The organism is Klebsiella ornithinolytica, from assembly GCF_030505655.1.
GTDB lineage: Bacteria > Pseudomonadota > Gammaproteobacteria > Enterobacterales > Enterobacteriaceae > Klebsiella > Klebsiella ornithinolytica.
Window position 1 is genome coordinate 2,368,100 of sequence record NZ_CP130153.1, and the last position, 22,776, is coordinate 2,390,875.

A 22,776-nucleotide genomic window follows, 5' to 3' on the forward strand; every position below is an offset into this window, starting at 1 on the left:
AGATAGTGGAATGATAAACAACTCAAATGAGTGAATCATGGACCAGCTCACCAGTATCAGGGTTTTCGTGAAGGCGGCTGAAACGGGGTCGTTTGCCGCCGCTGCCGGACAGCTGCGACTTTCGCCGCAGATGGTCGCCCGACACGTGGCGGCGCTTGAAGCACACCTCGGCACTTCATTAATCGCCCGCACCACGCGGCGACAGACGCTCACCGATATCGGGCGTAGCTATTATGAACGCTGCCGCGTGGTACTGGCGGAGATCGCTGAGGCGGACGCGGTGGCACAGGAGATGAAAGCGACACCTTCAGGCATCATCCGGGTGAATGCGCCGGTCACATTTGGATCGCATGCGCTCGCGGCCTTTATTACCGACTATCTTGCCCGCTATCCTGACGTTCAGGTTGAACTGACGTTGAGCGACCGCATTGTCGACCCGATTGAAGAGGAGTTTGAGGTGATCGTGCGCATCGGTGAGCTGGCCGACAGCTCGATGGTGGCGTGGCCTCTGCTGCCATACCGGCTGATTGCCTGCGCGTCACCGGACTATATTTTGCGTCACGGCGAACCGCAGACGCCGACCGATCTTCAACATCATGCGTGTCTGGTTTATGGACATTGGTCGGCGGGCAGCGCCTGCCGGTGGCGATTTGAGAAACAGGGGGAGATGTTCGAGGTCAAACCCTCCGGGCGGTTTCGCGCGAATGACTGGAAGGCGCTGATGAATGCGGCTATCGCCGGGCACGGTATTACCCTCGGGCCGGAAGATGTGTTGAAAACCGAAGTGGAGCGGGGGAGCCTGGTACAGGTTTTAGCCGGATTCTCAGGACCGGCGCGGCCCATGCATATTCTGGTACCGGCCGGACGTCGGCGGACGACGAAAATTAAATGCTTTGTTGACGCATTAAGAGCTGCGCTGGGCCCGCGCTGAATCCGTACGACGGTGAGAAGCGGCACCCCGGGAACAGGATGCCGCTGGGCGTTAGCGCGCCGCGCGTTGCAAAATCACGCTGGACGGCTGACGCTGCAGGAAACGCATCCGCAGCATCATCATCACCGCTGCCGAGGTGAGCCCGATAATAAATCCGCACCAGAAACCCGCGGGACCCATACGCGGAACCAGCGTATCTGTTAAGGCCAGCAGGTAGCCGCTCGGCAGTCCCAGCACCCAGTACGCGGTAAACGTAATAAAGAAGATCGAACGCGTATCTTTATAGCCGCGCAGAATCCCGCTACCAATCACCTGGACGGAGTCGGAGATCTGATATATCGCGGCCAGCAGCATCAGCTGGGAAGCCAGCAGGACCACCTCCGGATTGTCGTTATACAGCAGCGCAATCTGCTTACGCATCAGGATGGTGAAAATCGCCGTGATCACGGCCATGCAGACGCCAACGCCAACCCCGGTTCTGGCAGAAACCTGCGCATCGAGGGTGGAACCCTGCCCAAGACGGAAGCCGACGCGGATGGTGACCGCTGCCGCCAGCGAAAGGGGTAAAACGAACATCAGCGAACTGAAGTTCAGGGCTATCTGATGGCCCGCGACGTCCACAATGCCCAATGGAGAAACCAGCAGCGCAACGACCGCAAACAGAGTGACTTCGAAAAACAGCGCCAGCGCAATCGGCAGTCCCAGCTGCACCAGGCGTTTAAGCACGTTCAAGTCCGGTCCGCTGAAGCCTTCATCGCTACGGATATCGCGCATAGAACGGGCGCGACGTACCCAGGAGATCATGCAGAAGAACATCACCCAGTAAACGGATGCCGTCGCCACGCCGCAGCCGATGCCGCCCAGCTCAGGCATGCCAAAGTGGCCGTAGATAAAGATATAGTTAACGGGAATATTGACCAGCAGGCCGATAAATCCCATCACCATCCCCGGTTTGGTTTTCGCCAGGCCTTCGCACTGGTTACGAGCGACCTGGAAGAAGAGGTAGCCGGGGGCGCCCCACAGCAGCGCGCGCAGGTAGCCTACCGCTTTTTCAGCGAGGGCCGGGTCGATATTGTGCATCGAGCTGATGATGTACCCGGCGTTCCACAGCACGACCATAACCAGCAGCGAAACGAATCCCGCCAGCCAGAACCCCTGGCGAACCTGATGGGCAATGCGGTCGCGGCGGCCGGAGCCGTTTAGCTGGGCGATAACCGGCGTCAGCGCCAGCAGCAGACCGTGGCCAAAGAGAATTGCGGGGAGCCAGATAGAGGTCCCAATCGCGACGGCAGCCATATCGGTGGCGCTATAGCCACCCGCCATCACGGTATCGACAAAGCCCATAGAGGTCTGGGCGACCTGTGCCAGGATCACAGGAATGGCCAGGGCTAATAACTGACGCGCTTCAATAAAATACTTCTGCACGTGAACACCTTTATATTGTTGTTATTTTGAGACTAAAAAAGCCGCCGTAATTGGCAGCAAGAAGAAAGAGCTGAGGGGTTTTCCAGTCTATTGTAGCGATGATGCGCCATTAAGCCAGTGAAAAAATGGTAGGGCACGATGCGCGCTGGCAACCTGTTTTGCCAACTGGTATTGTTCCCGACAGGTATAACGGTAATGATACCGTCACGAAAGTCTACAGGAGTAAAGCATGTTTACTGGCATTGTGCAGGGGACCGCTAAAGTGGTGTCCATCGATGAAAAACCCAATTTTCGCACCCATGTGGTGGAGCTGCCTGAGCATATGCTTGCCGGCATCGAGACCGGGGCATCGGTGGCGCACAATGGTTGCTGCCTGACAGTCACCGAAATTGACGGTCCGCGTATCAGTTTTGACCTGATGAAAGAGACGCTGCGTATTACCAACCTCGGCGCGGTAGAGGTGGGGGACGTGGTGAACGTGGAACGAGCGGCAAAATTCAGCGATGAGATCGGCGGTCATCTGATGTCCGGTCATATTATGACCACGGCGGAAATCGTCAAGATCCTGACCTCGGAAAATAACCGCCAGATCTGGTTTAAGGTTCAGGACCCGACGCTGATGAAATATATCCTCTATAAAGGATTCATCGGCGTTGACGGGATCAGCCTGACGGTCGGAGAAGTGACCCCGACGCGTTTTTGCGTGCATTTGATCCCGGAAACGCTGCAGCGCACCACGCTTGGCATTAAAAAACTCGGCGATCGGGTGAATATTGAGATCGACCCGCAAACGCAGGCGGTAGTGGATACCGTGGAACGTGTGCTGGCGGCCAAAGAAGCGGCACAACACCTGAGCGATGAATGATCGGGCGCCGCCGCCGGATGAAGCATAAAAGAAAAGAATATCCCCCGTTTTAGCGGGGGATATTTTTAGCGGGCGACGCGAAGGCCGTTTTCAACACCGCGAGAAAAGACCACCTGCCAGAGCTGAATATCGCGCGCGCGAAAAGCCCCCGCGCAGGCGTTCAGATAATAACTAAACATACGTTTAAACCGTTCCGAATAGTTATCGGCGATATCGGGCCAGCTGGCCAGGAAACGTTCGTACCAGGCCATCAGCGTAGTATCGTAATCGGCGCCGATATTGTGCCAGTCTTCCATCACAAAATGGGATTCGCTGGCTTGCGCGATATGACGAACCGAAGGCAGACAACCGTTGGGGAAAATATATTTATTGATCCACGGATCGACGCTGTGGTCCGTTTTTTTGGAGCCAATGGTGTGCAATAAAAAACGGCCGTCAGGTTTCAAATTACGATCCACCACTTCAAAATAGGTGGCGTAATTTTTAGGTCCCACGTGTTCAAACATCCCGACGGAAACAATGCGATCAAAGTGGTCATGCAGATCGCGATAGTCCTGCAGCAAAATGGTGACGTCTAACCCTTCGCATCTTTGCTGAGCCATTTTCTGCTGCTCGGCAGAAATGGTCACGCCGACTACGCTAACGTGATAATTTTTGGCCATATAGTAAGCCAGACCACCCCAGCCGCAGCCAATGTCCAGCACCCGCATCCCCGGTTCCAGCTGCAGCTTGCGACAAATAAGATCTAATTTTGCCACCTGCGCCTCTTCCAGCGATTGCGCCTCTTTCCAGTAGGCGCAGGAATATTGCATATAGGGGTCGAGCATACGGCTGAAAAGATCGTTGCCGAGGTCGTAATGTTCTTTTCCGACAATCCAGGAGCGCTTTTTACTTTGTAGATTAAACAGGCGAGCACCTGCGATGCGCAACGTATCTTTGAGATGATGCGGGAGCTGATTTTCCAGCCCGGCGCGCAGTACTTTATGGAAGAATATATCCAGCCGTTCACAATCCCACCAGCCGTCCATATAGCTTTCGCCTAACCCCAGCGAGCCTTCCTGTAAAACGCGTTTAAAAAAGAGCGGATTGTTAATCCGCAGATCGGAGGGGGCGGGGCCATTGACCTCAATGCCCGCGCGACCGAGCAATTCGGTTGCAATTCGGTACCAGTCGTCGTTTGGTACGCTTACTTCTTCTATACACGATGAACTCATAGCTTCTCCATCACGCCCAAGTGATCAGAACCTTAAAACAGCGTAGACGCTTTTTTGGCTTTGTGAGAAATCTCACGGAATATCCGTGAAGCTGCTATCCGACGTAGAACAGAGGAAGGGCGATAACCCTTGCCGAAAGGCCTTCCATGGTGAAACGGGACGCATCCTGCTGCCGTTAATCGTAAAAAATATTTTATTTATGTGAAGCCGGTTCAGTATAGGCCGCTGAAATCCGGCTTTCAATAAAAATATATTAGCAGGCTAATTACTGAGCCTTAACATCGCCGAAACGCGTTTATGCATGCGACGATTCGGTAGTCAGGCAGGCGCTGTGACGCTGCATAAAATAACCCAGCCCGGCCAGCACGATCGAGACCAGCATCACGCTGGTGGTGGTGAGCAGCGGTGTGGCAATCAGCGCGGAGACCAGCAGACTGGTCAGGAAGCACAGACCAAGCTGCAGCGTATTCTGCAGCGCGGCGGCACGGCCGGTCGCCTGCGGGAACGGCTTCAGTGCCTGGGCGACAACAATCGGGTAAATCCCGCCATTGACAACGGCCATCACGCAGAAGGGAATCATCACCGCAATGATTGAGACATCTTCAACCCGACCAACCATCCAGGTTGCAGCCACGCTGACGGCGAAAATCACCAGCAGCCAGGGCAGCAGCTGTTGGCCCTGCCATTTCTGCAGCGCCGCGCGGCATCCATAGCCACCGACTAAAAAGGCGATTGTCTGCGGAACATAGCTAAGACCGATAGCGGTCGGGCTGTAGCCCATCTCATGGAGAATAAACGGCGACCCGGTCAACCAGGCAAAAAAGCTGGCGGAGCAGGCGGCGTAAATCAGCACGTTGCCGCTGTATTCGCGCGAACGCAGCAGCGTCATAAAGGTCAACTTCTCGCGGACATCACCCTGCGGCCTGACGACCGGCTTCAGGCGTAGGGCGGGTACCATCAGCAGCAGGGCGATGGCAAACAGGGTGGCAAAAATGGCCTGCCATTCCAGATGGGCAAGCAGCCAGCTGCCGAGCAACGGCGCCAGAGCCGGCGATAGACCCACCAGCGGCATGATGGTGGCGAAAATACGGTTAGTGCGCTGGGCTGGATAATAATCCGTGACCATCGCCTGCCAGGTCACCGCCGCCGCGCAGACGCCGATCGCCTGAATAAAGCGCAGCACCAGCATCAGGGTGGCATCCCGCACCCACAGCATTCCCAGACAGCTGATAGCGAAGATCGCCAGCCCGGTCAGCAGAATCGGTTTACGTCCGTAGCGGTCCGAGAGCGGGCCCCAGAACAGCTGTCCGATGGCGAAGCCGGCGAGGAACAGGCTCAGACTGGCGCTGACCGACGCCGCAGACGTATTGAGATCTTGCTGGATGGCCGAAAAGGCCGGCAGATACATGTCGGTGGCGAGGAAACCCAGCACGCTGAGTCCCGCCAGCCACACTAAAAATCCTTTCCCGGGTTGTTGCATAACATTCTCTTATAGGTGCAGGTATGATGCCGCAGAGTGTAGGGAGTGCATTCTGGCTTGTGAAACGCTAATATTTGCTACATGCATTCAAAATTTTTGCAGGCAGAATATGTGGTCCGAATACTCACTCGAAGTTGTTGATGCTGTCGCCCGCAACGGCAGCTTTAGCGCAGCGGCTCAGGAGCTGCACCGCGTACCTTCGGCGGTCAGTTATACCGTACGTCAGCTGGAGGAGTGGCTGGCAGTACCGCTTTTTGAACGCCGCCATCGCGATGTCGAATTGACCCCCGCCGGGCTCTGGTTTTTACAGGAAGGACGATCTGTTATCAAAAAAATGCAGATCACTCGCCAGCAGTGTCAGCAGATAGCCAACGGCTGGCGCGGCCAGCTGTCGATAGCCGTAGACGACATTGTTAAACCGGCCCGTATGCGTCAGATGATTGTCGATTTTTATCGTCACTTTCCCGATGTCGAGCTGATTGTTTTTCAGGAGGTCTTCAACGGCGTCTGGGACGCGCTGGCCGACGGGCGCGTGGAACTGGCTATCGGGGCAACGCGTTCGATTCCGGTCGGGGGGCGCTACGCCTTTCGCGATATGGGAATGCTGAGCTGGCATTGCGTAGTGGCCAGCCATCACCCGCTGGCGCAGATGAACGGGCCACTGAGCGATGATGTGTTGCGCAACTGGCCGTCGCTGGTCCGGGAGGACACTTCCCGTTCGTTACCGAAACGCACGACCTGGCTACTGGACAACCAGAAAAGGGTAGTGGTGCCGGACTGGGAATCATCAGCTACCTGCCTCTCGGCGGGATTGTGCGTAGGGATGGTGCCGAGCCATTTTGCTCGCCCCTGGATTGACCGCGGTGAATGGACCGCGCTGGCGCTGGAAAACCCGTTCCCGGACGCCGCGTGCTGCCTGACCTGGCAGCAGAGCGACACGTCACCGGCGCTGTCGTGGCTGCTGGATTATCTGGGGGACAGCGAAACGTTGAACCGGGAGTGGCTGCGGGCGCCGGAGTAACCGGCGCCGCACGGGCGATCAGCGACGATAATCGACGAACGGGCCGTCTACGACGGAGCGACGCTCTACCAGCCGCGGGTGAACCTCAATAGATTGCGACTCTTCACGCTTGTTGACGATACGATCCATCAGCATATTGAAGGCCGCTTCCCCCAGCGAATCTTTCGGCTGGTGGATGGTGGTCAGCGCCGGGCTGAAATAGCGGGCGTTACGCACGTTATCATACCCGATCAGCGAAATGTCCTGCGGCACGCGCAGTCCCATCTCATCCGCAGCACAGATTGCGCCCATCGCCATGATGTCGCCGCCGCAGAAGACCGCCGTCGGGCGATGCTGCTGGCTGAGGATCTGCTGCATGGCGCGGTAGCCGGATTCAGGCTCGAAGTCGCCCTGAACAATCCAGCTTTCCGGAACGGCGATCTGCGCTTCTTCCATGGCTTTCATAAAGCCCGCCAGGCGGCCGGCGCCGGTATTACGCTCCAGCGGACCCGGGATCACGCCGATTTCACGGTGGCCGCGTTCCACCAGATAGCGACCGGCCATATAGCCGCCTTCGAAGGCGTTATCGATGACCGAATCGGTGAAGTCGGCTTTGGATTCACCCCAGTCCATTACCACCATCGGAATATGGCGGTACTCTTCCAGCATGCTGAGCACCGATTCCGGATATTCAGAACACATAACCAGCAGGCCGTCGACGCGCTTTTGCGCCATCATCGACAGGTAGGCCTGCTGTTTTTCGAGATCGTTCCACGCATTGCCCAGAATCAGGGTATAGCCTTTCTGGAAACAGCTCTTTTCTACGGCTTCAATAATCTCAGCGAAATAGGCCGCTTCGCTGCTGGTGGCCAGCAGGCCAATCGATTTGGTGTGATTAACCTTCAGGCTGCGAGCAACGGCACTGGGGGAGTAGTGCAGCTCTTTGATCGCCGCCCACACGGCGTTGCGGGTTTCTTCCGCCACGAAACGGGTTTTGTTAATTACATGTGACACTGTTGTAGTGGAAACGTTTGCGCGCTTCGCTACATCTTTAATTGTTGCCATTACTTCTCACTCCAGACCTTGACCTGATCGTCTGATTATCGATACGTAAACGTTTGCCTATACACACCCTGAATACAATTTTCAACATTGCATCACGTCGGGAAAACGACACAGAACGACAGGAAGGGGTCAATGGCCGATACGCTTTCAAATTAGCGTGGGATTTTGTCCGATCTTGCGGCAAAGGGGAAGAGCAAAAATGTGCATCACCCTAAAACATGGAAGATTTTTGCGCTATATTGTGCAAAAATGAGCAAGCTCACTTTTCATGTGGGGATAACTGGGGGGAAAAATTGATGGATACAGATTTAAAGTTTTCGCTGACGACAACGATTATTGTCCTGGGTCTCATCGTGGCCGCCGGCCTGACAGCGGTGCTGCACTGATTTATCAGGGGGAGAGGCCTCTTTCCCCCGACATCCCGCCATTATTATCAATTTCGCAAAAATCTTTTGCCATTTCGTTTACTTTTGTTTTTTTGTGATTGATGTCATGCTTTTGACTTCTGATGAGATACCGTCGCCGATGGCGGTCTGCTGGAGTCATTGAATGAAAATCAACTTTCCCTTGTTAGCGCTGGCGATAGGCGCGTTTGGTATTGGCACCACGGAGTTTTCCCCGATGGGGCTGCTGCCGGTAATTGCCAAAGGCGTCGACGTGTCAATTCCGGCGGCGGGAATGCTGATCAGCGCTTATGCGATCGGCGTGATGGTCGGGGCGCCGCTGATGACTTTGCTGCTCTCTCATCGCGCGCGCAGAAATGCGCTGATTTTTCTGATGGCGATCTTTACGCTGGGTAACGTCCTCTCCTCAATGGCGCCGGATTACACCACGCTGCTGATTTCGCGCATTATCACCAGCCTTAACCACGGCGCTTTCTTCGGCCTCGGTTCGGTGGTGGCGGCGAGCGTGGTGCCAAAACACAAACAGGCCAGTGCGGTGGCGACCATGTTCATGGGGTTAACCATCGCTAACATTGGCGGCGTTCCGGCGGCGACATGGCTTGGCGAGACCATCGGCTGGCGGATGTCGTTCCTCGCGACGGCAGGTCTGGGGCTGGTGGCGATGGTCAGCCTGTGGTTTTCGTTGCCCAAAGGCAGCGCTGGCGAGCGTCCGAACGTAAAGCAGGAGCTCTCCGTGCTGGTTCGTCCGCAGGTGCTCTCCGCATTGCTGACCACCGTGCTGGGGGCCGGCGCGATGTTTACCCTCTATACCTATATTTCACCGGTGCTGCACACCATTACGCACGCCTCGCCGCTGTTCGTCACCGCCATGCTGGTGTTGATTGGCGTCGGCTTTTCGCTGGGTAACTACCTCGGCGGTAAATTCGCCGACCGTTCCGTCTCCGGGACGCTGAAGGGGTTTCTGCTGCTGCTGATGGTCATCATGCTGGCGATTCCGCTGCTGGCGCAGACACAGCTGGGGGCTGCAATCAGTATGGTGGTCTGGGGGGCGGCGACCTTCGCCGTGGTTCCACCGCTGCAAATGCGGGTGATGCGGGTGGCTCATGAAGCGCCGGGGCTCTCTTCGTCGGTCAATATCGGGGCCTTTAACCTTGGCAATGCGCTCGGTGCGGCAGCCGGTGGCGCGGTGATTTCCGGCGGACTGGGCTATGCCTTTGTGCCGGTGATGGGGGCGATAATTGCCGGTGTGGCGCTGCTGCTGGTGCTGTTCGGCGGGCGTTCGCAGCCGGAAGAGGCGTTGGTCGGACAGTAGTCGGTGTATTCGCAGAAGGGTTTCCCCTTCTGCGTTAGCGTTTTAGGCCGCCAGGTTGGCCGCCACAAACTTCCAGTTTACCAGCGCCCAGAAGTGCGCCAGATAGTCAGGACGGGCGTTGCGGTAGTCGATGTAATAGGCATGTTCCCAGACATCCACGGTCAGCAGCGGTTTGGCGTCGCCGGTCAGCGGCGTGCCAGCGTTGCTGGTGGAGACAATGCTCAGGCTGCCATCGCTATTTTTAACCAGCCATGTCCAGCCTGCACCAAAGTTCTTCGCTGCCGCGTCGGTAAACTTCGCTTTGAACTCTGCGAAGCTGCCGAAGGATTGATTGATGGCGGCTGCCAGCTCACCTTCCGGCTCGCCGCCCGCATTCGGCGCGAGGCAGTTCCAGTAGAAAGTATGGTTCCAGACCTGGGCCGCATTGTTAAAGATGCCGCCTTCAGAAGAGCGGACGATCGCTTCTAAAGATTGACCTTCAAACGCGGTGCCTTTGATCAGGTTGTTGAGGTTGGTGACATAGGCCTGGTGATGTTTGCCGTAGTGGTATTCCAGGGTTTCTGCGGAAATGTGCGGCGCCAGGGCGTCTTTTGCATACGGTAATGCAGGTAATTCAAACGACATTGTTACTCTCCTTATAACTTCTTGTTTTCTAGCTCACATTCAAAGGATGTTTGACCATCCACAACAGCATGTACTGTCCCTCGCCGGGGCGAGTGCAACAGGTTTTTATTGTGATCGGAATGCTAACACTTGCAGAAGGGAGTTAAAAGCCTTGCAATGATAAAGGGTATATTTAACAAATGTACCTGGTTAAGCCTTCGCCGGAGCGCAAGGCAGCGCATTTCAGCAGAGCCGGTTGATCGCTGTTGCTGTTGAAATATAAAGTGATTACTGAAAAATCCATTTTGCAGAGGTCTGTTTTGTCTAACATAGTCTATCGCCAGGCGTCCCTGGCCGACGTCGAACGCTGTTTTGAAATTGAAACGAGCGCGTATGAAGGGGATGAGGCGGCTACCCGTGAAAAGATTGCCACCCGAATCCAGCAGTACCCGGAAGGATTTCTTTGCATGGAACGGCAAGGAGAGGTTATTGGCTTTATTAACTCAGGGTGCGCGTGGGAAGTCGTTATGTCGGATGAAGCCTTCAAGGAGCTGGTCGGGCACGATCCCCGCGCGCCGAATGTAGTGATTATGTCTGTAGTCATTGCGCCTGAACACCAGGGAAAAGGGTATTCGACCGCCCTGATGGAGCGATTTATCCGGCAGATGGCACAGGCGCAGAAGAGCGCCATTCACCTGATGTGCAAAGACCGACACGTGGCCCTGTATGAGCGGTTTGGTTTTCGCTACGAGCGGCCTTCGGCCTCGGATCATGGCGGGATGTCCTGGCATGAGATGAGCATGGCGTTATAGCCGGGGAATTGACCTGCCGCAGGTGCGGCAGGTCAGGTTCAGCGAATGGTTTTGGGGGTCATCACCCGGCGTGCGCCGACATAGTGGCGAATCCAGTAATCTTCGCTTAATGAGGTGATCTGAATATCGCGGCCGGTACGCGGCGACTGAATAAACTTGCCGTTGCCAACGTAAACGCCGACGTGATCGGCGGTGCCGCGCCCACGGGTGCGGAAGAAGACCAGATCGCCGCTCTGCAGCTCGCCGCGATCGACCGGACGGGCATCGCGCAGGTGATACATCTCATTGGCGGTGCGCGGAATGCGGATTTTTACCAGATCCTTATAGGCGTAGTAGACCAGCCCACTGCAGTCAAAACCAGTACGCGGCGAGGTTCCGCCCCAGCGATACGGTTTGCCAATCTGATCCATTAACTTCGACATCGCGGTGCTTTGCGCTTTCTGCACGCGGGCTTTGTGCGCATCCGCCAGCGTCAGCGGCGGTTCTTCCGCGATTGTTTTACAACGTTTTTTATAGCCTTTACGGACGACGCATTTGCTCTGCATGCTGGCCATGACCGGAGCCGGTTCGGCGGCCGGCGCGATCGTTTTCGCACACTGCTTTTTATACCCTTTACGCAAAACGCATTTTTTGCTGCCGGCGGCCTGACGGTTCAGCGCCGTCTGGCTGGATGCGGTGGTGCGAGTGGGGTGTCTGGTGCGGGTGGCCGTTGAGGCTTTCTTGCTGGCGGTTTTGGTTGTGGACTTCGTTTTCTGAGCGGTGGCTTTTTTCTTACGTTCTGTTGTGTCTTTCGCCGCGTGCGCTTTTGGCGTGGCGGAGGTGTGCGTATGCCCTGAAGCATGCGCCAGTGGTGTAAATGAGATAGATGTAAACAGTAATGCACAGAGCGAAATCGCGATTTTGTTTAGCCGCGCCACTGAGCAATCCCCTGATTAATGACAGATATGTACCCATACCTGACGGTGAATGACAAAACCCAACGATTCTAAAGCATAAAAACCCGGAAAGTTAATACTCTTTTGTATCTAAAGTGTCGTTTGATTAACAATTGCAAAAAATTATCTCAGACATTAACCACCTTGTACGCGAAATGTACAGCGATACCGCTTTTCGGTGGCCAAAATGATATTTTTAAGGCAACTTCTGACCACAGAAGATAAAATATAATGAGTGAAAAAAATGTTATTATCTGTCCTGCGTTCAGGACGCTACAATGACAAATTACTGCCGTATAGAAGTTAAGGAAGCATGACAATGAGCACGACTGTAGAAAAAATCCAACGTCAAATCGCTGAAAACCCGATCCTGCTGTACATGAAAGGGTCTCCGAAACTGCCAAGCTGCGGTTTTTCCGCTCAGGCTGTGCAGGCGCTGTCTGCATGCGGCGAGCGTTTTGCCTACGTTGACATCCTGCAGAACCCGGATATCCGCGCGGAACTGCCGAAATATGCGAACTGGCCGACCTTCCCGCAGCTGTGGGTTGATGGCGAGCTGGTTGGCGGTTGCGACATCGTGATTGAAATGTATCAGCGCGGCGAACTGCAGCAGCTGATCAAAGAAACGGCGGCAAAGTACAAGACCGACGAGCCGAAAGCTGAATAAGTCTGCTGCCAGTAAAAAAGCGACTTCCTGTGAAGTCGCTTTTTTTTGTCTCTTACTCTTGTCCGGCAAGCGGTAACGGCCAGCCGCCAAGACGTTTCCAGCGGTTGACGATTTCGCAAAACAGCTGCGCCGTCTGCTCGGTATCGTACAGCGCAGAGTGCGCCTTGGTGCCATCAAACGCCATACCGGCGGCCAGGCAGGCTTTGGACAGCACCGTCTGACCGAGGGCCAGTCCACTCAGCGCCGCGGTATCAAACGTCACGAACGGGTGAAACGGATTACGTTTGAGTCCGGCGCGTTCGGCGGCGGCCATCGTAAAGGTGAGATCGAAGGTCGCGTTGTGCGCCACCATGATGGCACGATTACAATCGTGCTCCTTAATGCCCTTGCGGACCATTTTAAAAATGGCGTGCAGGGCGTCGTATTCGCGCACCGCGCCGCGCTCGGGGTCGTTCGGATTGATGCCGTTAAAGGCCAGCGCTTCAGGCTGCAGATTGGCGCCTTCGAAAGGTTCAACATGAAAATGCAATGTCTCGTCCGGCATTAACCAGCCTTGCTCATCCATTTTCAACGTAATGGCGGCGATCTCAAGCAGGGCGTCGGTTTTAGCATTAAACCCGGCGGTTTCTACATCAATTACCACGGGGTAGAAACCACGAAAACGGTCGCACAGACCATTAAGTTGAACGTTCTCGGACATCTGATTCTCTTAACTGGAAAAAAGTAGCGCGCATTATGGCAAATTTTGCCGCGCCTTGCAGCAGGAAGGGGAAAAACAGCGGGCGCCGATAAGCGCCCGGAGCAGGTTAGTTGCCAAGACCTTTGCCGGCATCTTTCTCTTCAATCAGCTCGATTTTGTAACCGTCCGGATCTTCAACGAAAGCGATCACCGTGGTGCCGCCTTTCACCGGACCGGCTTCGCGGGTGACGTTGCCGCCGTTCTGGCGAATACGCTCGCAGGCTTCGGCGGCGTTATCCACGCTCAGCGCGATATGACCGTAAGCGCTGCCGAGGTCGTATTTGTCAACGCCCCAGTTGTAAGTCAGCTCGATAACCGCCGTATCGCTCTCCTCGCCGTAGCCGACGAAGGCCAGCGAGTATTTGTACTCGGTATTTTCGCTGGTGCGCAGCAGCTTCATGCCCAGCACGTTGGTGTAAAACTCGATAGAACGTTGCAGGTCGCCAACGCGCAGCATGGTGTGAAGTAAGCGCATAGTTTTTATACTCCTTGTTTACAGCCCCTTAGCAGAGACCGTATGTGCAATTGTCTGAATAGCGTAACAAAACGGACAAGGCGTTTCATACCCCTGAGCACTATATCGTAAAAAGGCCGCCATTTCAGGCGGCCCTTACGCCGATCTTTCTTATCGCATCCGCGGACGGCGTGAGTGCGTCCAGGACGTGCAGTCAGATGCGACAGAATACGAGTATAGCGGCTAAACGTCGCCATACCCGGCTGGATTATAACGTCGGGTAGTCGGTATAGCCTTCCGCACCGCCGCCGTAGAAGCTTTCAGGGCGCTGCGGGTTCAGCGCGGCCTTGTGCTGCAGACGTGCGACCAGATCGGGGTTGGCAATATAGTCACGACCGAAGGCGACCGCATCAATTAAGCCTTTGCCGATCAGATCGTTGGCTTTTTCTACCGTATAGGCGCCGGCGCCGATAATCGCCCCCGGGAAGCGATCGCGCACTTTTTGGCGGAATGCGTCGCTGTACGGCTGGCCGCCGGCCCAGTCCGGCTCGGACATGTGCAGATAGGCAATGCCGCGTTTGGCGAGTTCTTCAATCAGATACAGCGCATCGGCTTCTTCGTTCGGGCCATTATCGACATTCTGGAAACTGCCAATTGGCGACACGCGGATCCCGATACGATCGGCGCTCCACTCTTTGCTGACGGCATCGACAACTTCCAGTACCAGACGCGCGCGGTTTTCAACGCTGCCGCCGTATTGATCGGTACGGTGGTTGGAAGAAGGAGACAGGAACTGATGTAGCAGGTAGCCATGCGCAGAGTGCAGCTCTACAAGGTCAAAGCCGGCATCGCGGGCATTGCCGACCGCCTGGCGGAAATCATCGACGATCCCCGGGATTTCATCGAGCTCCAGCGCACGCGGCATGGAGGTGTCGACGCGAATAGCGTGGCCATGCTCATCGCGCAGGGAGGTTCGGGTGCCCGCGCTGATAGCAGAAGGCGCAACCGGCGCTTCGCCGCCGGGCTGCAGGGAGTTGTGGGAAATACGACCGGTATGCCACAGCTGCACGGCGATACGGCCATGTTCAGCGTGAACCCCGGCGGTAATTTTCTGCCATGCCGCGATCTGTTCCGGGCTGTGCAGACCAGGCGCGCCGGCGTAGCCTTTCGCCTGGGCGGAAATCTGCGTGGCTTCGGAGATGATCAGTCCGGAGCTGGCACGTTGACGATAGTACTCTGCCATTAACGGCGTCGGGATATCGCCGGGTTCGATACTGCGCAGACGCGTCAGCGGAGCCATAAATACGCGGTTAGGTACAGTTATTGCACCGACTTTCAGTGGAGAAAACAGTTTTGATTCGGACATAATGACTCCTGAGTAGACCGGTCGTCTTGTAATTCGTTAAATAAAAACGCCTGTTAAACGCCAGGCGCTGCAATAATCTGTTTGGCATGGGCAAGGGCGCTTTCCAGCGGCATTGCGCTGCGGGTAATCTTGGCCTGCAAATTGGCTCCCAGCCACAGGGAGTAAAGCACCTGGGAGAGGGTAAAGGCATCGCCGTCAAATGTCAGGCTCCCTTCCTGGCGACCCTTTTCCAGCGCTTCGCCCAGTAAAGTAATAATCTGGCTGGCGCCTTTGTTCATCTCTTCACGCATGGATTCAGACAAATCGCACACTTCAGCGGAGAGCTTGACCGTCAGGCAACCGCTGATAATACCCTGCTGGCAAAACTGCGTCAGGGTGTGCTGGTAATAAGCCAGCAGGCGGTCGCGATAGGTTCCTTCGCCGTGAGCAAAATGGTCAACCAGGCGGCGGATATAGCCAGCATAGTGATATTCAAGCAGCGCGACGCCGTAAGCTTCTTTAGAGCGAAAATAGTGGTAGAAAGAGCCTTTCGGCACTTCCGCTATTTTCAGCAGCTCGCTCAGGCCCATTCCGGTAAAACCGCGGTGCATGCACAGCTGTTCACCGGTCAGCAGAATATGTTCGCGGGTATCGTATTCACAATGTTTGTTCATGGCGCTCACTGTAATAGACCGATTGGTCTAATGCAAGCAAAAAAATGTCGCCTGGGGCAGAGGCTGAACAACAAAAGTTGCGAAGCAGAGTTGAAACGTCTTCAATAAAAGACACAGAGAAGTCGCCGGAGGCGTGGAGTGGCAGAGCAGCTGGAGTTTTTCCCGGTACAGAGTCCATGCCGGGGAATTTGTCAGTCGGACGAACGTGGATTTTGTCGCGGTTGCTTTCGTAGTCGCGAAGAGCGTTTTCACTGGCAAACAATGAGTGATGTCCAGAAGCAAGACGTGCTGCGCCTGTGCCGGCAGCGTCTGTTGCGCAAATTACGCGCGAATAAACCGCAGGCCGAGGAAGAACCACAGCAGCCTTCACTGTTTTAATGGCAAAATTGCGTATACTCAACACACTTTTTTGTTGAGGACGTTGTTATGGTTCAGCGTATTGCTATGGCCCCACAGGGGCCGGAATTCTCGCGTTTTGTGATGGGCTACTGGCGTTTGATGGACTGGAATATGTCCGTGAACGAGCGGGTCAGCTTTATTGAGCAGCACCTGGATCTGGGCGTGACTACGGTTGATCACGCAGATATTTACGGTGATTATCAGTGCGAAGCGGCCTTTGGCGAGGCGCTGAAGCAGGCTCCGCATCTGCGTAGCCGCATGGAAATCGTCAGCAAGTGTGGGATTGCCACTAAAGCCCGCGCCGAAAACACCATCGGTCACTATATCACCGACCGCGATCATATCGTCTTAAGTGCCGAGCAGTCCTTGCGCAATCTGGCGACCGACCATCTTGATTTGCTGCTGATTCACCGCCCGGATCCGTTAATGAATGCGGATGAGGTGGCGGAGGCCTTTCTCGCACTGCATCACAGCGGCAAAGTTCGCCACTTTGGCGTCTCCAACTTTACGCCGGCGCAGTTTACGCTGCTGCAATCGCGTCTGCCGTTTACGCTGGCCACCAACCAGGTTGAAATCTCCCCGGTACACCAGCCGCTGCTGCTGGATGGTACGCTGGATCAGCTGCAGCAGCTGCGTATCCGGCCAATGGCCTGGTCTTGTCTCGGCGGCGGGCGCTTGTTTAATGATGAAAGCTTCCAGCCGCTGCGTGATGAGCTGGCGCAAGTGGCTCAGGAGCTGAATGCTGAGAGCATTGAGCAGGTGGTTTATGCGTGGATCCTGCGTCTGCCGTCGCAGCCGTTGCCGATTATCGGCTCCGGTAAAATTGAGCGTGTGCGCTCTGCCGTGGTGGCCGAAAAACTAAATATGTCTCGTCAGCAGTGGTTCCGCATCCGCAAAGCCGCGTTGGGCTACGACGTACCATAATCCTCCCACCGCCTCCGCAATGGCCGTCTCTGGTTTACCCTTATCAGGGACAGAGCCATTCTGGAGGTGTTATGCAACGATGTATCCTCGCCATATTGACTTTAGCGATCTCAGCGGGCGCGCAGGCGGCCAGCGAAAACGTGGATCTCAATCTTGTTACCCGCCAAAGCGTGGGCCAGGCCATTGGCAGCGTTAAAATCAGCGAGACCGCAAAGGGGCTGGAATTTACCCCAGATCTCAAAGCGCTACCGCCGGGTCGACATGGTTTTCACATTCATGCTAACGGTAGCTGCCAGCCGGCGATAAAAGAGGGTAAGGCCGTCGCTGCCGGTGCCGCCGGCGGACATTACGACCCGCAACAGACCGGGAAACATGAGGGGTCCGAGGGGCGCGGGCATCTGGGCGACCTGCCGGTACTGGTAGTCAACAGCGACGGGAAAGCCACCCGGCCGGTGGTGGCGCCGCGGCTTAAAACGCTGGATGAGGTACGGGGAAAAGCCCTGATGGTCCACATTGGTGGCGACAATATGTCCGACAGTCCGCAGCCCCTTGGCGGAGGCGGCGAACGTTTTGCCTGCGGGGTGATTAAGTAGCTCTTTCGGTTATCGTCCCGACCTCAGGTGCCTGCTCAAGTTGAGACAGGGCGCAATACAGCCGCCAGATCACGGCGGCCAGCTCTTTTGCCGCTGGCTGGTGATGGTGGTTCAGGGTATCGCAAATTCGCTGTAGCTCCTGCAAGGTTGAGGCCAGAGGACGCTGCTGGACGCCGCGCTCGCTCATGACATCCCGGAGCAGACTGATGCATAAATCCCGCACCTGCGAGAGCGGGTCAGAGCGGGTTTCCCACTCGCGAAGCTGCCAGACCACGTGCGAACAGTTAAGCAGCACCACGCCCCAGCGCAGCAGCCAGCGGCGCGCGAGAGCATCCTGGCTGTTACTTAACTGACTGATGTGATGGTAGACCAGCGATTCAAACTCGTGCTCGCTATGCTGAGGGCGGCGGCTCAGCTGGTCGACAAAGTGACGGCGTAACGCCTTTATGTGCCGGCGGCTCTTGCGCGCATCGGAACCGGGACTGATCACCGCAAAAGCAAGCCAGGCAAAGCCAACGCCAATGATTTTTCCAAGATTGTCGTTGAGAAACGAGGCAAAGTCGTAGACCGGCGGGTTGGTCACCGAAATAAACGACCCCATGAACACAATCAATTGTCCCCAGAGACCCGCCAGCTTTGGCATCTGCAGTTTGAGCAGTTGCATGGTGGTGAGCAGCGGGAAAAGGAACAGCAGGAACTGCCACAGGTCGGTTATCTGCACCATCAGACCGAACTTCACCCCGAAGCTGAATAGCGACAGCAATATCAGCGTACGCATCAGCAGGCTCAGCGATTTGAACGGCGAAGGTGAGACTGAATAAAGCACGCAGCAAATCGCCGCCAGGGTGAGCGCGGCGGCGCAGGACTGCCATTGGGTGCTGATACCCCAGGCACCCACCGCAACCAGCGCACAGAAGGTTCTGATACCGTTCCACAACGCTTCGGCCTGATCGGTATGACGCGCTAACGCCGGGGCGGAAGGAACATTAAATTCGGCGATTACCGAGGCGTTTTCCACGCGGCGGAGCCAGCGACTGCTGTCCAGATACAGGCGGCAGAAATAGCGCAGGCGCTTCCAGAACGCGAGATGGCGATAGTCGGCATCGGCGGGAGGCGCCAGCGGGGCGATTATCCGTGCGACAGCGTAAAAATCGGCCCGTGGATTAGCCAGCGCGGTAAGCAGCGTTTCCAGCACTTCGCGGGTCTGCGCCGGCGCGGCCGGCCAGTTCACTAACATCCGGCGCAGGCTGGAGATTACGCTGGTCAGCCGCAGCTGCTGGTGGAGTAAATAGTTCAGCAGCGGATTCTGACGGCGAAAACGGTAATGACTCCAGAAGGCCTGAATTCGCAGCAGGTTCATGGTCAGGATTTGCCCGATCACGCTTTCGTGGGCGGTACGAATGGCATCGGTGGTTTCCGGCACCCACAGCAGACTGGCGTGCTCAAGCAGACGAGCATGCATATTTTTCAATGCCGTCAGCAGCGCAGTGCCATCCGAGGTACTGGGCATGATCATCATCATCAGCCCGCCGCACAGGATACCGACGATAACCTCGCACACTCGCGACTGCGCGATAGTCCACAGCTCGTTGGCGTCGGTAATGTTGATAACCGGAAAGGCGATAATGGCGCAGGTATAGCCGGCGAGCTGGAAGGCGTAGGCTACGTTGTTGGTATACATCGCGCAGGCCCAGGTGCAGAGCGCAATCCACGCCGAAATGCTGAATAAAAATAGCCAGGGGTCGTTTAGCGTATGTCCGGCGAGCAGTAGCGCGGCGCAGGCGCCGAGCAGGCTTCCGGCAATACGCCCGAAGCTCTTACTGATCACGCCACCCACCGTCGGGAAGCTGACGACGGCGGCAGAGGTCATCGCCCAGTAAGGCTCATCAAGATCCAGCCAGTAGGCAATACTCAGCGCGAGACACATCGCAATGCCGTTACGCAGGGCATAGCGCCATTGCGGACGGCTGGCTTTAACCCAGGGAAGAGCACGCCATGACGGGACCTGCAGTTTCATCAGGGTTCGCCAATTGAGACGGTGCAGGTGGTCCCGGAAACCAGCGTCGTATCCGCAGGCAAACTGTTGAGTTCGATGCGCACCGGTACGCGCTGGGCCAGACGAACCCACGGGATATTCGGTTTAATATTGGCAACCAGGCTGTTCCCGCCTTCGACGCTTTGGTCGACGATGGCGCGACCGATACTGGATACGTGACCCTGTAACGTTTGTTTACTGCTGTACAACACTATCTGCGCATTATCGCCAGAGCGAATATGGCGCAGCTTAGTTTCTTCAAAATAACCAATGACATAAAACGAATTGCTATCGACAAGGGCGAAAACCGGGTGGCCTGCCGAGGCGTAGTCGCCCACGCGGGTCGTTAAGTTTGTCACCCAGCCATCTACCGGCGATTTCACGGCCGTCTGGCCAAGCTGCCATTGCGCGTGCTCCAGACTGGCCTGCGCCACGCCGACCACCGCTTTGGCGGCCTCAAGGTTGGTGGTGGCGGTGTCCAGCGTGGTATTGGCGCTTTCCAGATCTTCGGCGGAGATGGCCTCTTGCGAAAGATGACGACGACGACGGGCATCACTGGCCGCTTTCGTTTGCTCCGCTTTGGCTTTAGCCATTTCCGCTTGCGCTTTCGCGAGCTGCGCTTCGGCGTTGAGAGCGGCAATACGATAGGGGGTGTCATCGATCCTGAACAGAACGTCGCCGGCTTTGACCAGCTGGTTATCGCGCACGTTCAGCTGGAGGATGCTGCCAGAGACCTGCGGCGTAATGCTGACCTGTTCGGCGCGGACTTTGCCATCCCGGGTCCACGGCGATTGCGTGTAATAGTTCCAGACCAGCCAGGCGGCAATGATGGCGAGTGCGGCGACCAATAAGGTCGAGAGGTATTTGAGTTTTTTCATGTCGTGAACATTACCAGGCAGTCAGTAAAACCAGAGCCAGACACACAGAGAGTGCAAACAGGGACAGATCCATCAGCAAGGGATGCCAGATATCGCCGGCATACATCCAGTCTCGCAGCTGGCGGTGAATAACCAGCCAGATAAAAAATCCCAGCAATACGGCTTTAAACAAGGGGGGAAAGTAAATTGACGCACCGAATACCAGGTCCTGGAGCGCCAATCCGGAAGTGTTAAGACTCAGTTTCACAAGCAAAAATCCTTTGCCATTGCAGGGAGAATGTTCAGAGCATGCTACTATTACACATTGTAAATCATTGTTTTGAATTTGGTGTATCAGGTAATTCATTTGTTTTGATTATTCAAATGCTGCACACTATTCTAAAATCAGTATAATAACTTAGCAAGCTAATTATAAGGAGATGAAATTGGAATCGCCACTGGGTTCTGATCTGGCACGTTTAGTGCGCGTCTGGCGCGCGCTGATCGACCATCGCCTGAAACCTCTGGAGTTAACGCAGACCCATTGGGTCACGTTGCACAATATTCATCAGCTGCCTCCTGAGCAGTCGCAGATTCAACTGGCGAAAGCTATTGGTATCGAGCAACCCTCACTGGTGCGTACGCTGGATCAGCTGGAAGAGAAAGGGCTTATTTCTCGCCAGACTTGTGCAAACGACCGGCGCGCGAAACGAATCAGGTTAACGGAAAAAGCCGAGCCGCTGATCAACGAAATGGAAGAAGTGATCGGCAAGACGCGAGATGAGATTCTGTCTGGTGTGTCGGCAGAAGAGGTCGCTACGCTGCTCAATTTAATCCGTAAACTGGAACAAAATATCCTCGATCTTCAGGCAAAAGATTAATTTATTCAGGGCCCTGAGCATTCAAGGCCCTTTTTTTTATCTCCGGTTATGCGCTGCATCAGTTAGCCACCTGATAACCTCGCCGTTCCTCGCCTGATACAGGGCGGCATCGGCTGGTTTATCGCCAGACGGAACCCTTCTGCCACCGTCAGTCTTCATAATAAGGCCCGGAATCAACGTATCTCCTCCATCAAAACAGCGCTGAATTTCTGCACGCCGGACGGAAGAATAATACGCATTGCCGTTGACAATAATTTCCATCTTTTAGGGCAGCGCAATAGGTGTGACAGGACAATATGACGAAGCCGTTATTCGTTAACGGTGAGCGGGAAGATGAGGTTGCCTGAGTACGCTATTTTTATCGTTAACCACGGCGCTGCTGAGTTGCAGTTTTCAGATGCTGGCGGACAAGGTTTTGATATTAACAACAGGGAAAAGCAGGGCGGCCATAAAGACCGCACTGAGAGGTTCAAACTTAACGTGGGGAAACGGTAACCTGGCTGCCGCTGCCGGCAATCGCCACGCGCTGACCGACAGAGAACGGCGTGGTACCCTGTTTCTGCACGACCAGGATGGTATTGCCGTCATCCTTACGGATTTCCAGCTCAACGCCCTGAGTTTTGTTCATTGCGCCCTGTACGCCCTGGCCGGCTACGCCGCCGGCGACTGCACCTGCTGCGGTTGCCAGAGAGCGGCCAGTACCGCCGCCGATGGTATTACCGAGGAACCCCCCCAGTACCGCACCACCGATAGCACCGATAGCATTGCTGTCATCACCGCTCTGGATCTGAACTGCACGGGTATGAACAATGGTCCCGTAGGTGACGCTTTGCACCTGTTTGGCTTCCGATGCGGAGTAAACGTCTCCGGAGAGGCCGCTGCTGCTCACGCAACCTGCAAGCGATAAACCAATCATCGAGACAGCCAAAACACGTAAAATCATTTATGAATCTCCTTCACCGAATAGTGTTCTGTTGAACGTCCATGCGTTCAATTATATGGCATTTCATCGTCGGCTGGCATACCTCCGGCATGGACTATACAAAAAATAATAATCCGTTCCTCTTCAACTTAACATAAACATAAGTTCTTTACGTAATGCGCAATCTTTCGCGCTTTAGTGTTAATAAACGTTAGTGCGCCGTAGCATTGCCCTCTTCTT

At 55.5% G+C, this 22,776-nt stretch carries 25 protein-coding genes; 11 read left to right on the forward strand and 14 right to left on the reverse strand.

Annotation, left to right across the window (positions count from 1 at the left end):
• Positions 1–37 precede the first annotated feature (37 nt).
• Positions 38–931 carry a LysR family transcriptional regulator gene (locus tag Q1L34_RS11060; protein ID WP_015584194.1) on the forward strand — a complete coding sequence of 298 codons (894 nt, stop codon included), beginning with the start codon at positions 38–40 and terminating at the stop codon, positions 929–931.
• 51 nt (positions 932–982) lie between these two features.
• Here Q1L34_RS11060 and mdtK read toward each other — a convergent pair whose 3' ends face one another.
• On the reverse strand, positions 983–2,356 hold the full coding sequence (gene mdtK, locus Q1L34_RS11065; RefSeq protein ID WP_004862752.1) for an MdtK family multidrug efflux MATE transporter: 1,374 nt from the start codon (positions 2,354–2,356) through the stop codon (positions 983–985).
• Positions 2,357–2,585: 229 nt separating this feature from the next.
• Here mdtK and Q1L34_RS11070 point away from each other — a divergent pair, with 229 nt between their 5' ends.
• Positions 2,586–3,221, forward strand: a complete 636-nt coding sequence (locus tag Q1L34_RS11070) for a riboflavin synthase (RefSeq protein ID WP_004862750.1) — start codon at positions 2,586–2,588, stop codon at positions 3,219–3,221.
• A 65-nt stretch (positions 3,222–3,286) separates the two neighbouring features.
• Here Q1L34_RS11070 and cfa read toward each other — a convergent pair whose 3' ends face one another.
• Positions 3,287–4,435 carry a cyclopropane fatty acyl phospholipid synthase gene (gene cfa, locus Q1L34_RS11075; RefSeq protein WP_004862748.1) on the reverse strand — a complete coding sequence of 383 codons (1,149 nt, stop codon included), beginning with the start codon at positions 4,433–4,435 and terminating at the stop codon, positions 3,287–3,289.
• Between the two features lie 295 nt (positions 4,436–4,730).
• Positions 4,731–5,915 carry a purine nucleoside transporter PunC gene (gene punC / locus Q1L34_RS11080; protein WP_004862745.1) on the reverse strand — a complete coding sequence of 395 codons (1,185 nt, stop codon included), beginning with the start codon at positions 5,913–5,915 and terminating at the stop codon, positions 4,731–4,733.
• A 109-nt stretch (positions 5,916–6,024) separates the two neighbouring features.
• Between punC and punR the strand changes: the two genes are divergently transcribed.
• Entirely contained in the window at positions 6,025–6,936 is a 912-nt protein-coding gene (gene punR / locus Q1L34_RS11085) for a DNA-binding transcriptional activator PunR (protein WP_004862743.1), read from the forward strand.
• A gap of 18 nt (positions 6,937–6,954) precedes the next feature.
• Here punR and purR read toward each other — a convergent pair whose 3' ends face one another.
• Complete coding sequence (purR, locus tag Q1L34_RS11090) at positions 6,955–7,980, reverse strand: HTH-type transcriptional repressor PurR (RefSeq protein ID WP_004862740.1); 1,026 nt, start codon at positions 7,978–7,980, stop codon at positions 6,955–6,957.
• A gap of 296 nt (positions 7,981–8,276) precedes the next feature.
• On the opposite strand from purR, the gene cydH reads away from it, so the two are divergent.
• Both cydH and Q1L34_RS11100 read left to right on the forward strand, forming a co-directional pair.
• Entirely contained in the window at positions 8,277–8,366 is a 90-nt protein-coding gene (gene cydH, locus Q1L34_RS11095) for a cytochrome bd-I oxidase subunit CydH (RefSeq protein WP_004862736.1), read from the forward strand.
• A gap of 163 nt (positions 8,367–8,529) precedes the next feature.
• Positions 8,530–9,696 carry an MFS transporter gene (locus Q1L34_RS11100; RefSeq protein ID WP_004862733.1) on the forward strand — a complete coding sequence of 389 codons (1,167 nt, stop codon included), beginning with the start codon at positions 8,530–8,532 and terminating at the stop codon, positions 9,694–9,696.
• A 42-nt stretch (positions 9,697–9,738) separates the two neighbouring features.
• On the opposite strand, the gene sodB is transcribed toward Q1L34_RS11100, so the two are convergent.
• On the reverse strand, positions 9,739–10,320 hold the full coding sequence (sodB, locus tag Q1L34_RS11105; protein WP_004862730.1) for a superoxide dismutase [Fe]: 582 nt from the start codon (positions 10,318–10,320) through the stop codon (positions 9,739–9,741).
• A gap of 299 nt (positions 10,321–10,619) precedes the next feature.
• Between sodB and Q1L34_RS11110 the strand changes: the two genes are divergently transcribed.
• Complete coding sequence (locus tag Q1L34_RS11110) at positions 10,620–11,111, forward strand: GNAT family N-acetyltransferase (protein ID WP_088912405.1); 492 nt, start codon at positions 10,620–10,622, stop codon at positions 11,109–11,111.
• A gap of 38 nt (positions 11,112–11,149) precedes the next feature.
• On the opposite strand, the gene Q1L34_RS11115 is transcribed toward Q1L34_RS11110, so the two are convergent.
• The gene (locus tag Q1L34_RS11115; protein WP_327204506.1) at positions 11,150–12,028 is read right to left on the reverse strand and encodes a C40 family peptidase; all 879 of its coding nucleotides are present in this window, start codon (positions 12,026–12,028) and stop codon (positions 11,150–11,152) included.
• Between the two features lie 337 nt (positions 12,029–12,365).
• Here Q1L34_RS11115 and grxD point away from each other — a divergent pair, with 337 nt between their 5' ends.
• Positions 12,366–12,713, forward strand: coding sequence for a monothiol glutaredoxin 4 (gene grxD / locus Q1L34_RS11120; protein WP_004862717.1), 348 nt, complete (start codon positions 12,366–12,368; stop codon positions 12,711–12,713).
• A gap of 52 nt (positions 12,714–12,765) precedes the next feature.
• Here grxD and rnt read toward each other — a convergent pair whose 3' ends face one another.
• From rnt to Q1L34_RS11140, 4 genes are all read right to left on the reverse strand, one after another.
• Positions 12,766–13,413: a ribonuclease T gene (gene rnt, locus Q1L34_RS11125; protein ID WP_004862716.1), complete on the reverse strand. Its 648-nt coding sequence runs from the start codon at positions 13,411–13,413 to the stop codon at positions 12,766–12,768.
• A 106-nt stretch (positions 13,414–13,519) separates the two neighbouring features.
• Positions 13,520–13,927, reverse strand: coding sequence for a lactoylglutathione lyase (gene gloA, locus Q1L34_RS11130; RefSeq protein ID WP_004862713.1), 408 nt, complete (start codon positions 13,925–13,927; stop codon positions 13,520–13,522).
• A 247-nt stretch (positions 13,928–14,174) separates the two neighbouring features.
• Positions 14,175–15,272, reverse strand: coding sequence for an alkene reductase (locus Q1L34_RS11135; RefSeq protein WP_004862710.1), 1,098 nt, complete (start codon positions 15,270–15,272; stop codon positions 14,175–14,177).
• Between the two features lie 53 nt (positions 15,273–15,325).
• The gene (locus Q1L34_RS11140; protein WP_004862709.1) at positions 15,326–15,925 is read right to left on the reverse strand and encodes a TetR/AcrR family transcriptional regulator; all 600 of its coding nucleotides are present in this window, start codon (positions 15,923–15,925) and stop codon (positions 15,326–15,328) included.
• A gap of 138 nt (positions 15,926–16,063) precedes the next feature.
• Between Q1L34_RS11140 and Q1L34_RS11145 the strand changes: the two genes are divergently transcribed.
• From Q1L34_RS11145 to sodC, 3 genes are all read left to right on the forward strand, one after another.
• A complete protein-coding gene (locus Q1L34_RS11145; protein ID WP_004862706.1) occupies positions 16,064–16,303 on the forward strand; it encodes a DUF1289 domain-containing protein in 240 nt (79 codons plus the stop codon).
• A gap of 48 nt (positions 16,304–16,351) precedes the next feature.
• Complete coding sequence (locus Q1L34_RS11150; protein WP_004862703.1) at positions 16,352–17,248, forward strand: aldo/keto reductase; 897 nt, start codon at positions 16,352–16,354, stop codon at positions 17,246–17,248.
• A gap of 71 nt (positions 17,249–17,319) precedes the next feature.
• Entirely contained in the window at positions 17,320–17,841 is a 522-nt protein-coding gene (gene sodC / locus Q1L34_RS11155) for a superoxide dismutase [Cu-Zn] SodC (RefSeq protein ID WP_327204507.1), read from the forward strand.
• On the opposite strand, the gene Q1L34_RS11160 is transcribed toward sodC, so the two are convergent.
• From Q1L34_RS11160 to Q1L34_RS11170, 3 genes are read right to left on the reverse strand one after another with little or no spacing between them, the layout of a single operon-like run.
• Positions 17,834–19,858, reverse strand: a complete 2,025-nt coding sequence (locus tag Q1L34_RS11160; protein ID WP_004862698.1) for an FUSC family protein — start codon at positions 19,856–19,858, stop codon at positions 17,834–17,836. The genes sodC and Q1L34_RS11160 overlap by 8 nt on opposite strands.
• Positions 19,858–20,754, reverse strand: a complete 897-nt coding sequence (locus Q1L34_RS11165) for an efflux RND transporter periplasmic adaptor subunit (RefSeq protein ID WP_071359515.1) — start codon at positions 20,752–20,754, stop codon at positions 19,858–19,860. The genes Q1L34_RS11160 and Q1L34_RS11165 overlap by 1 nt, the downstream gene beginning before the upstream one ends.
• Positions 20,755–20,764: 10 nt before the next feature.
• Positions 20,765–21,001 carry a DUF1656 domain-containing protein gene (locus Q1L34_RS11170; RefSeq protein ID WP_004862692.1) on the reverse strand — a complete coding sequence of 79 codons (237 nt, stop codon included), beginning with the start codon at positions 20,999–21,001 and terminating at the stop codon, positions 20,765–20,767.
• 172 nt (positions 21,002–21,173) lie between these two features.
• Between Q1L34_RS11170 and slyA the strand changes: the two genes are divergently transcribed.
• Entirely contained in the window at positions 21,174–21,614 is a 441-nt protein-coding gene (gene slyA, locus Q1L34_RS11175) for a transcriptional regulator SlyA (RefSeq protein ID WP_032687399.1), read from the forward strand.
• A gap of 475 nt (positions 21,615–22,089) precedes the next feature.
• On the opposite strand, the gene slyB is transcribed toward slyA, so the two are convergent.
• Complete coding sequence (gene slyB / locus Q1L34_RS11180) at positions 22,090–22,557, reverse strand: outer membrane lipoprotein SlyB (RefSeq protein WP_004862684.1); 468 nt, start codon at positions 22,555–22,557, stop codon at positions 22,090–22,092.
• Between the last annotated feature and the right edge of the window lie 219 nt (positions 22,558–22,776).

What these genes read in the sequence shown, in the direction of transcription:
- slyA (WP_032687399.1), top strand. Translation starts at nt 21,174, where the DNA reads ATGAAATTGGAATCGCCACTGGGTTCTGATCTGGCACGTTTAGTGCGC.
- Q1L34_RS11100 (WP_004862733.1), top strand. Translation starts at nt 8,530, where the DNA reads ATGAAAATCAACTTTCCCTTGTTAGCGCTGGCGATAGGCGCGTTTGGT.
- sodC (WP_327204507.1), top strand. Translation starts at nt 17,320, where the DNA reads ATGCAACGATGTATCCTCGCCATATTGACTTTAGCGATCTCAGCGGGC.
- punC (WP_004862745.1), bottom strand. Translation starts at nt 5,915, where the DNA reads ATGCAACAACCCGGGAAAGGATTTTTAGTGTGGCTGGCGGGACTCAGC.
- cydH (WP_004862736.1), top strand. Translation starts at nt 8,277, where the DNA reads ATGGATACAGATTTAAAGTTTTCGCTGACGACAACGATTATTGTCCTG.
- cfa (WP_004862748.1), bottom strand. Translation starts at nt 4,435, where the DNA reads ATGAGTTCATCGTGTATAGAAGAAGTAAGCGTACCAAACGACGACTGG.
- Q1L34_RS11060 (WP_015584194.1), top strand. Translation starts at nt 38, where the DNA reads ATGGACCAGCTCACCAGTATCAGGGTTTTCGTGAAGGCGGCTGAAACG.
- grxD (WP_004862717.1), top strand. Translation starts at nt 12,366, where the DNA reads ATGAGCACGACTGTAGAAAAAATCCAACGTCAAATCGCTGAAAACCCG.
- rnt (WP_004862716.1), bottom strand. Translation starts at nt 13,413, where the DNA reads ATGTCCGAGAACGTTCAACTTAATGGTCTGTGCGACCGTTTTCGTGGT.
- gloA (WP_004862713.1), bottom strand. Translation starts at nt 13,927, where the DNA reads ATGCGCTTACTTCACACCATGCTGCGCGTTGGCGACCTGCAACGTTCT.
- sodB (WP_004862730.1), bottom strand. Translation starts at nt 10,320, where the DNA reads ATGTCGTTTGAATTACCTGCATTACCGTATGCAAAAGACGCCCTGGCG.
- Q1L34_RS11150 (WP_004862703.1), top strand. Translation starts at nt 16,352, where the DNA reads ATGGTTCAGCGTATTGCTATGGCCCCACAGGGGCCGGAATTCTCGCGT.
- Q1L34_RS11135 (WP_004862710.1), bottom strand. Translation starts at nt 15,272, where the DNA reads ATGTCCGAATCAAAACTGTTTTCTCCACTGAAAGTCGGTGCAATAACT.
- punR (WP_004862743.1), top strand. Translation starts at nt 6,025, where the DNA reads ATGTGGTCCGAATACTCACTCGAAGTTGTTGATGCTGTCGCCCGCAAC.
- Q1L34_RS11160 (WP_004862698.1), bottom strand. Translation starts at nt 19,858, where the DNA reads ATGAAACTGCAGGTCCCGTCATGGCGTGCTCTTCCCTGGGTTAAAGCC.
- Q1L34_RS11165 (WP_071359515.1), bottom strand. Translation starts at nt 20,754, where the DNA reads ATGAAAAAACTCAAATACCTCTCGACCTTATTGGTCGCCGCACTCGCC.
- slyB (WP_004862684.1), bottom strand. Translation starts at nt 22,557, where the DNA reads ATGATTTTACGTGTTTTGGCTGTCTCGATGATTGGTTTATCGCTTGCA.
- purR (WP_004862740.1), bottom strand. Translation starts at nt 7,980, where the DNA reads ATGGCAACAATTAAAGATGTAGCGAAGCGCGCAAACGTTTCCACTACA.
- Q1L34_RS11140 (WP_004862709.1), bottom strand. Translation starts at nt 15,925, where the DNA reads ATGAACAAACATTGTGAATACGATACCCGCGAACATATTCTGCTGACC.
- Q1L34_RS11070 (WP_004862750.1), top strand. Translation starts at nt 2,586, where the DNA reads ATGTTTACTGGCATTGTGCAGGGGACCGCTAAAGTGGTGTCCATCGAT.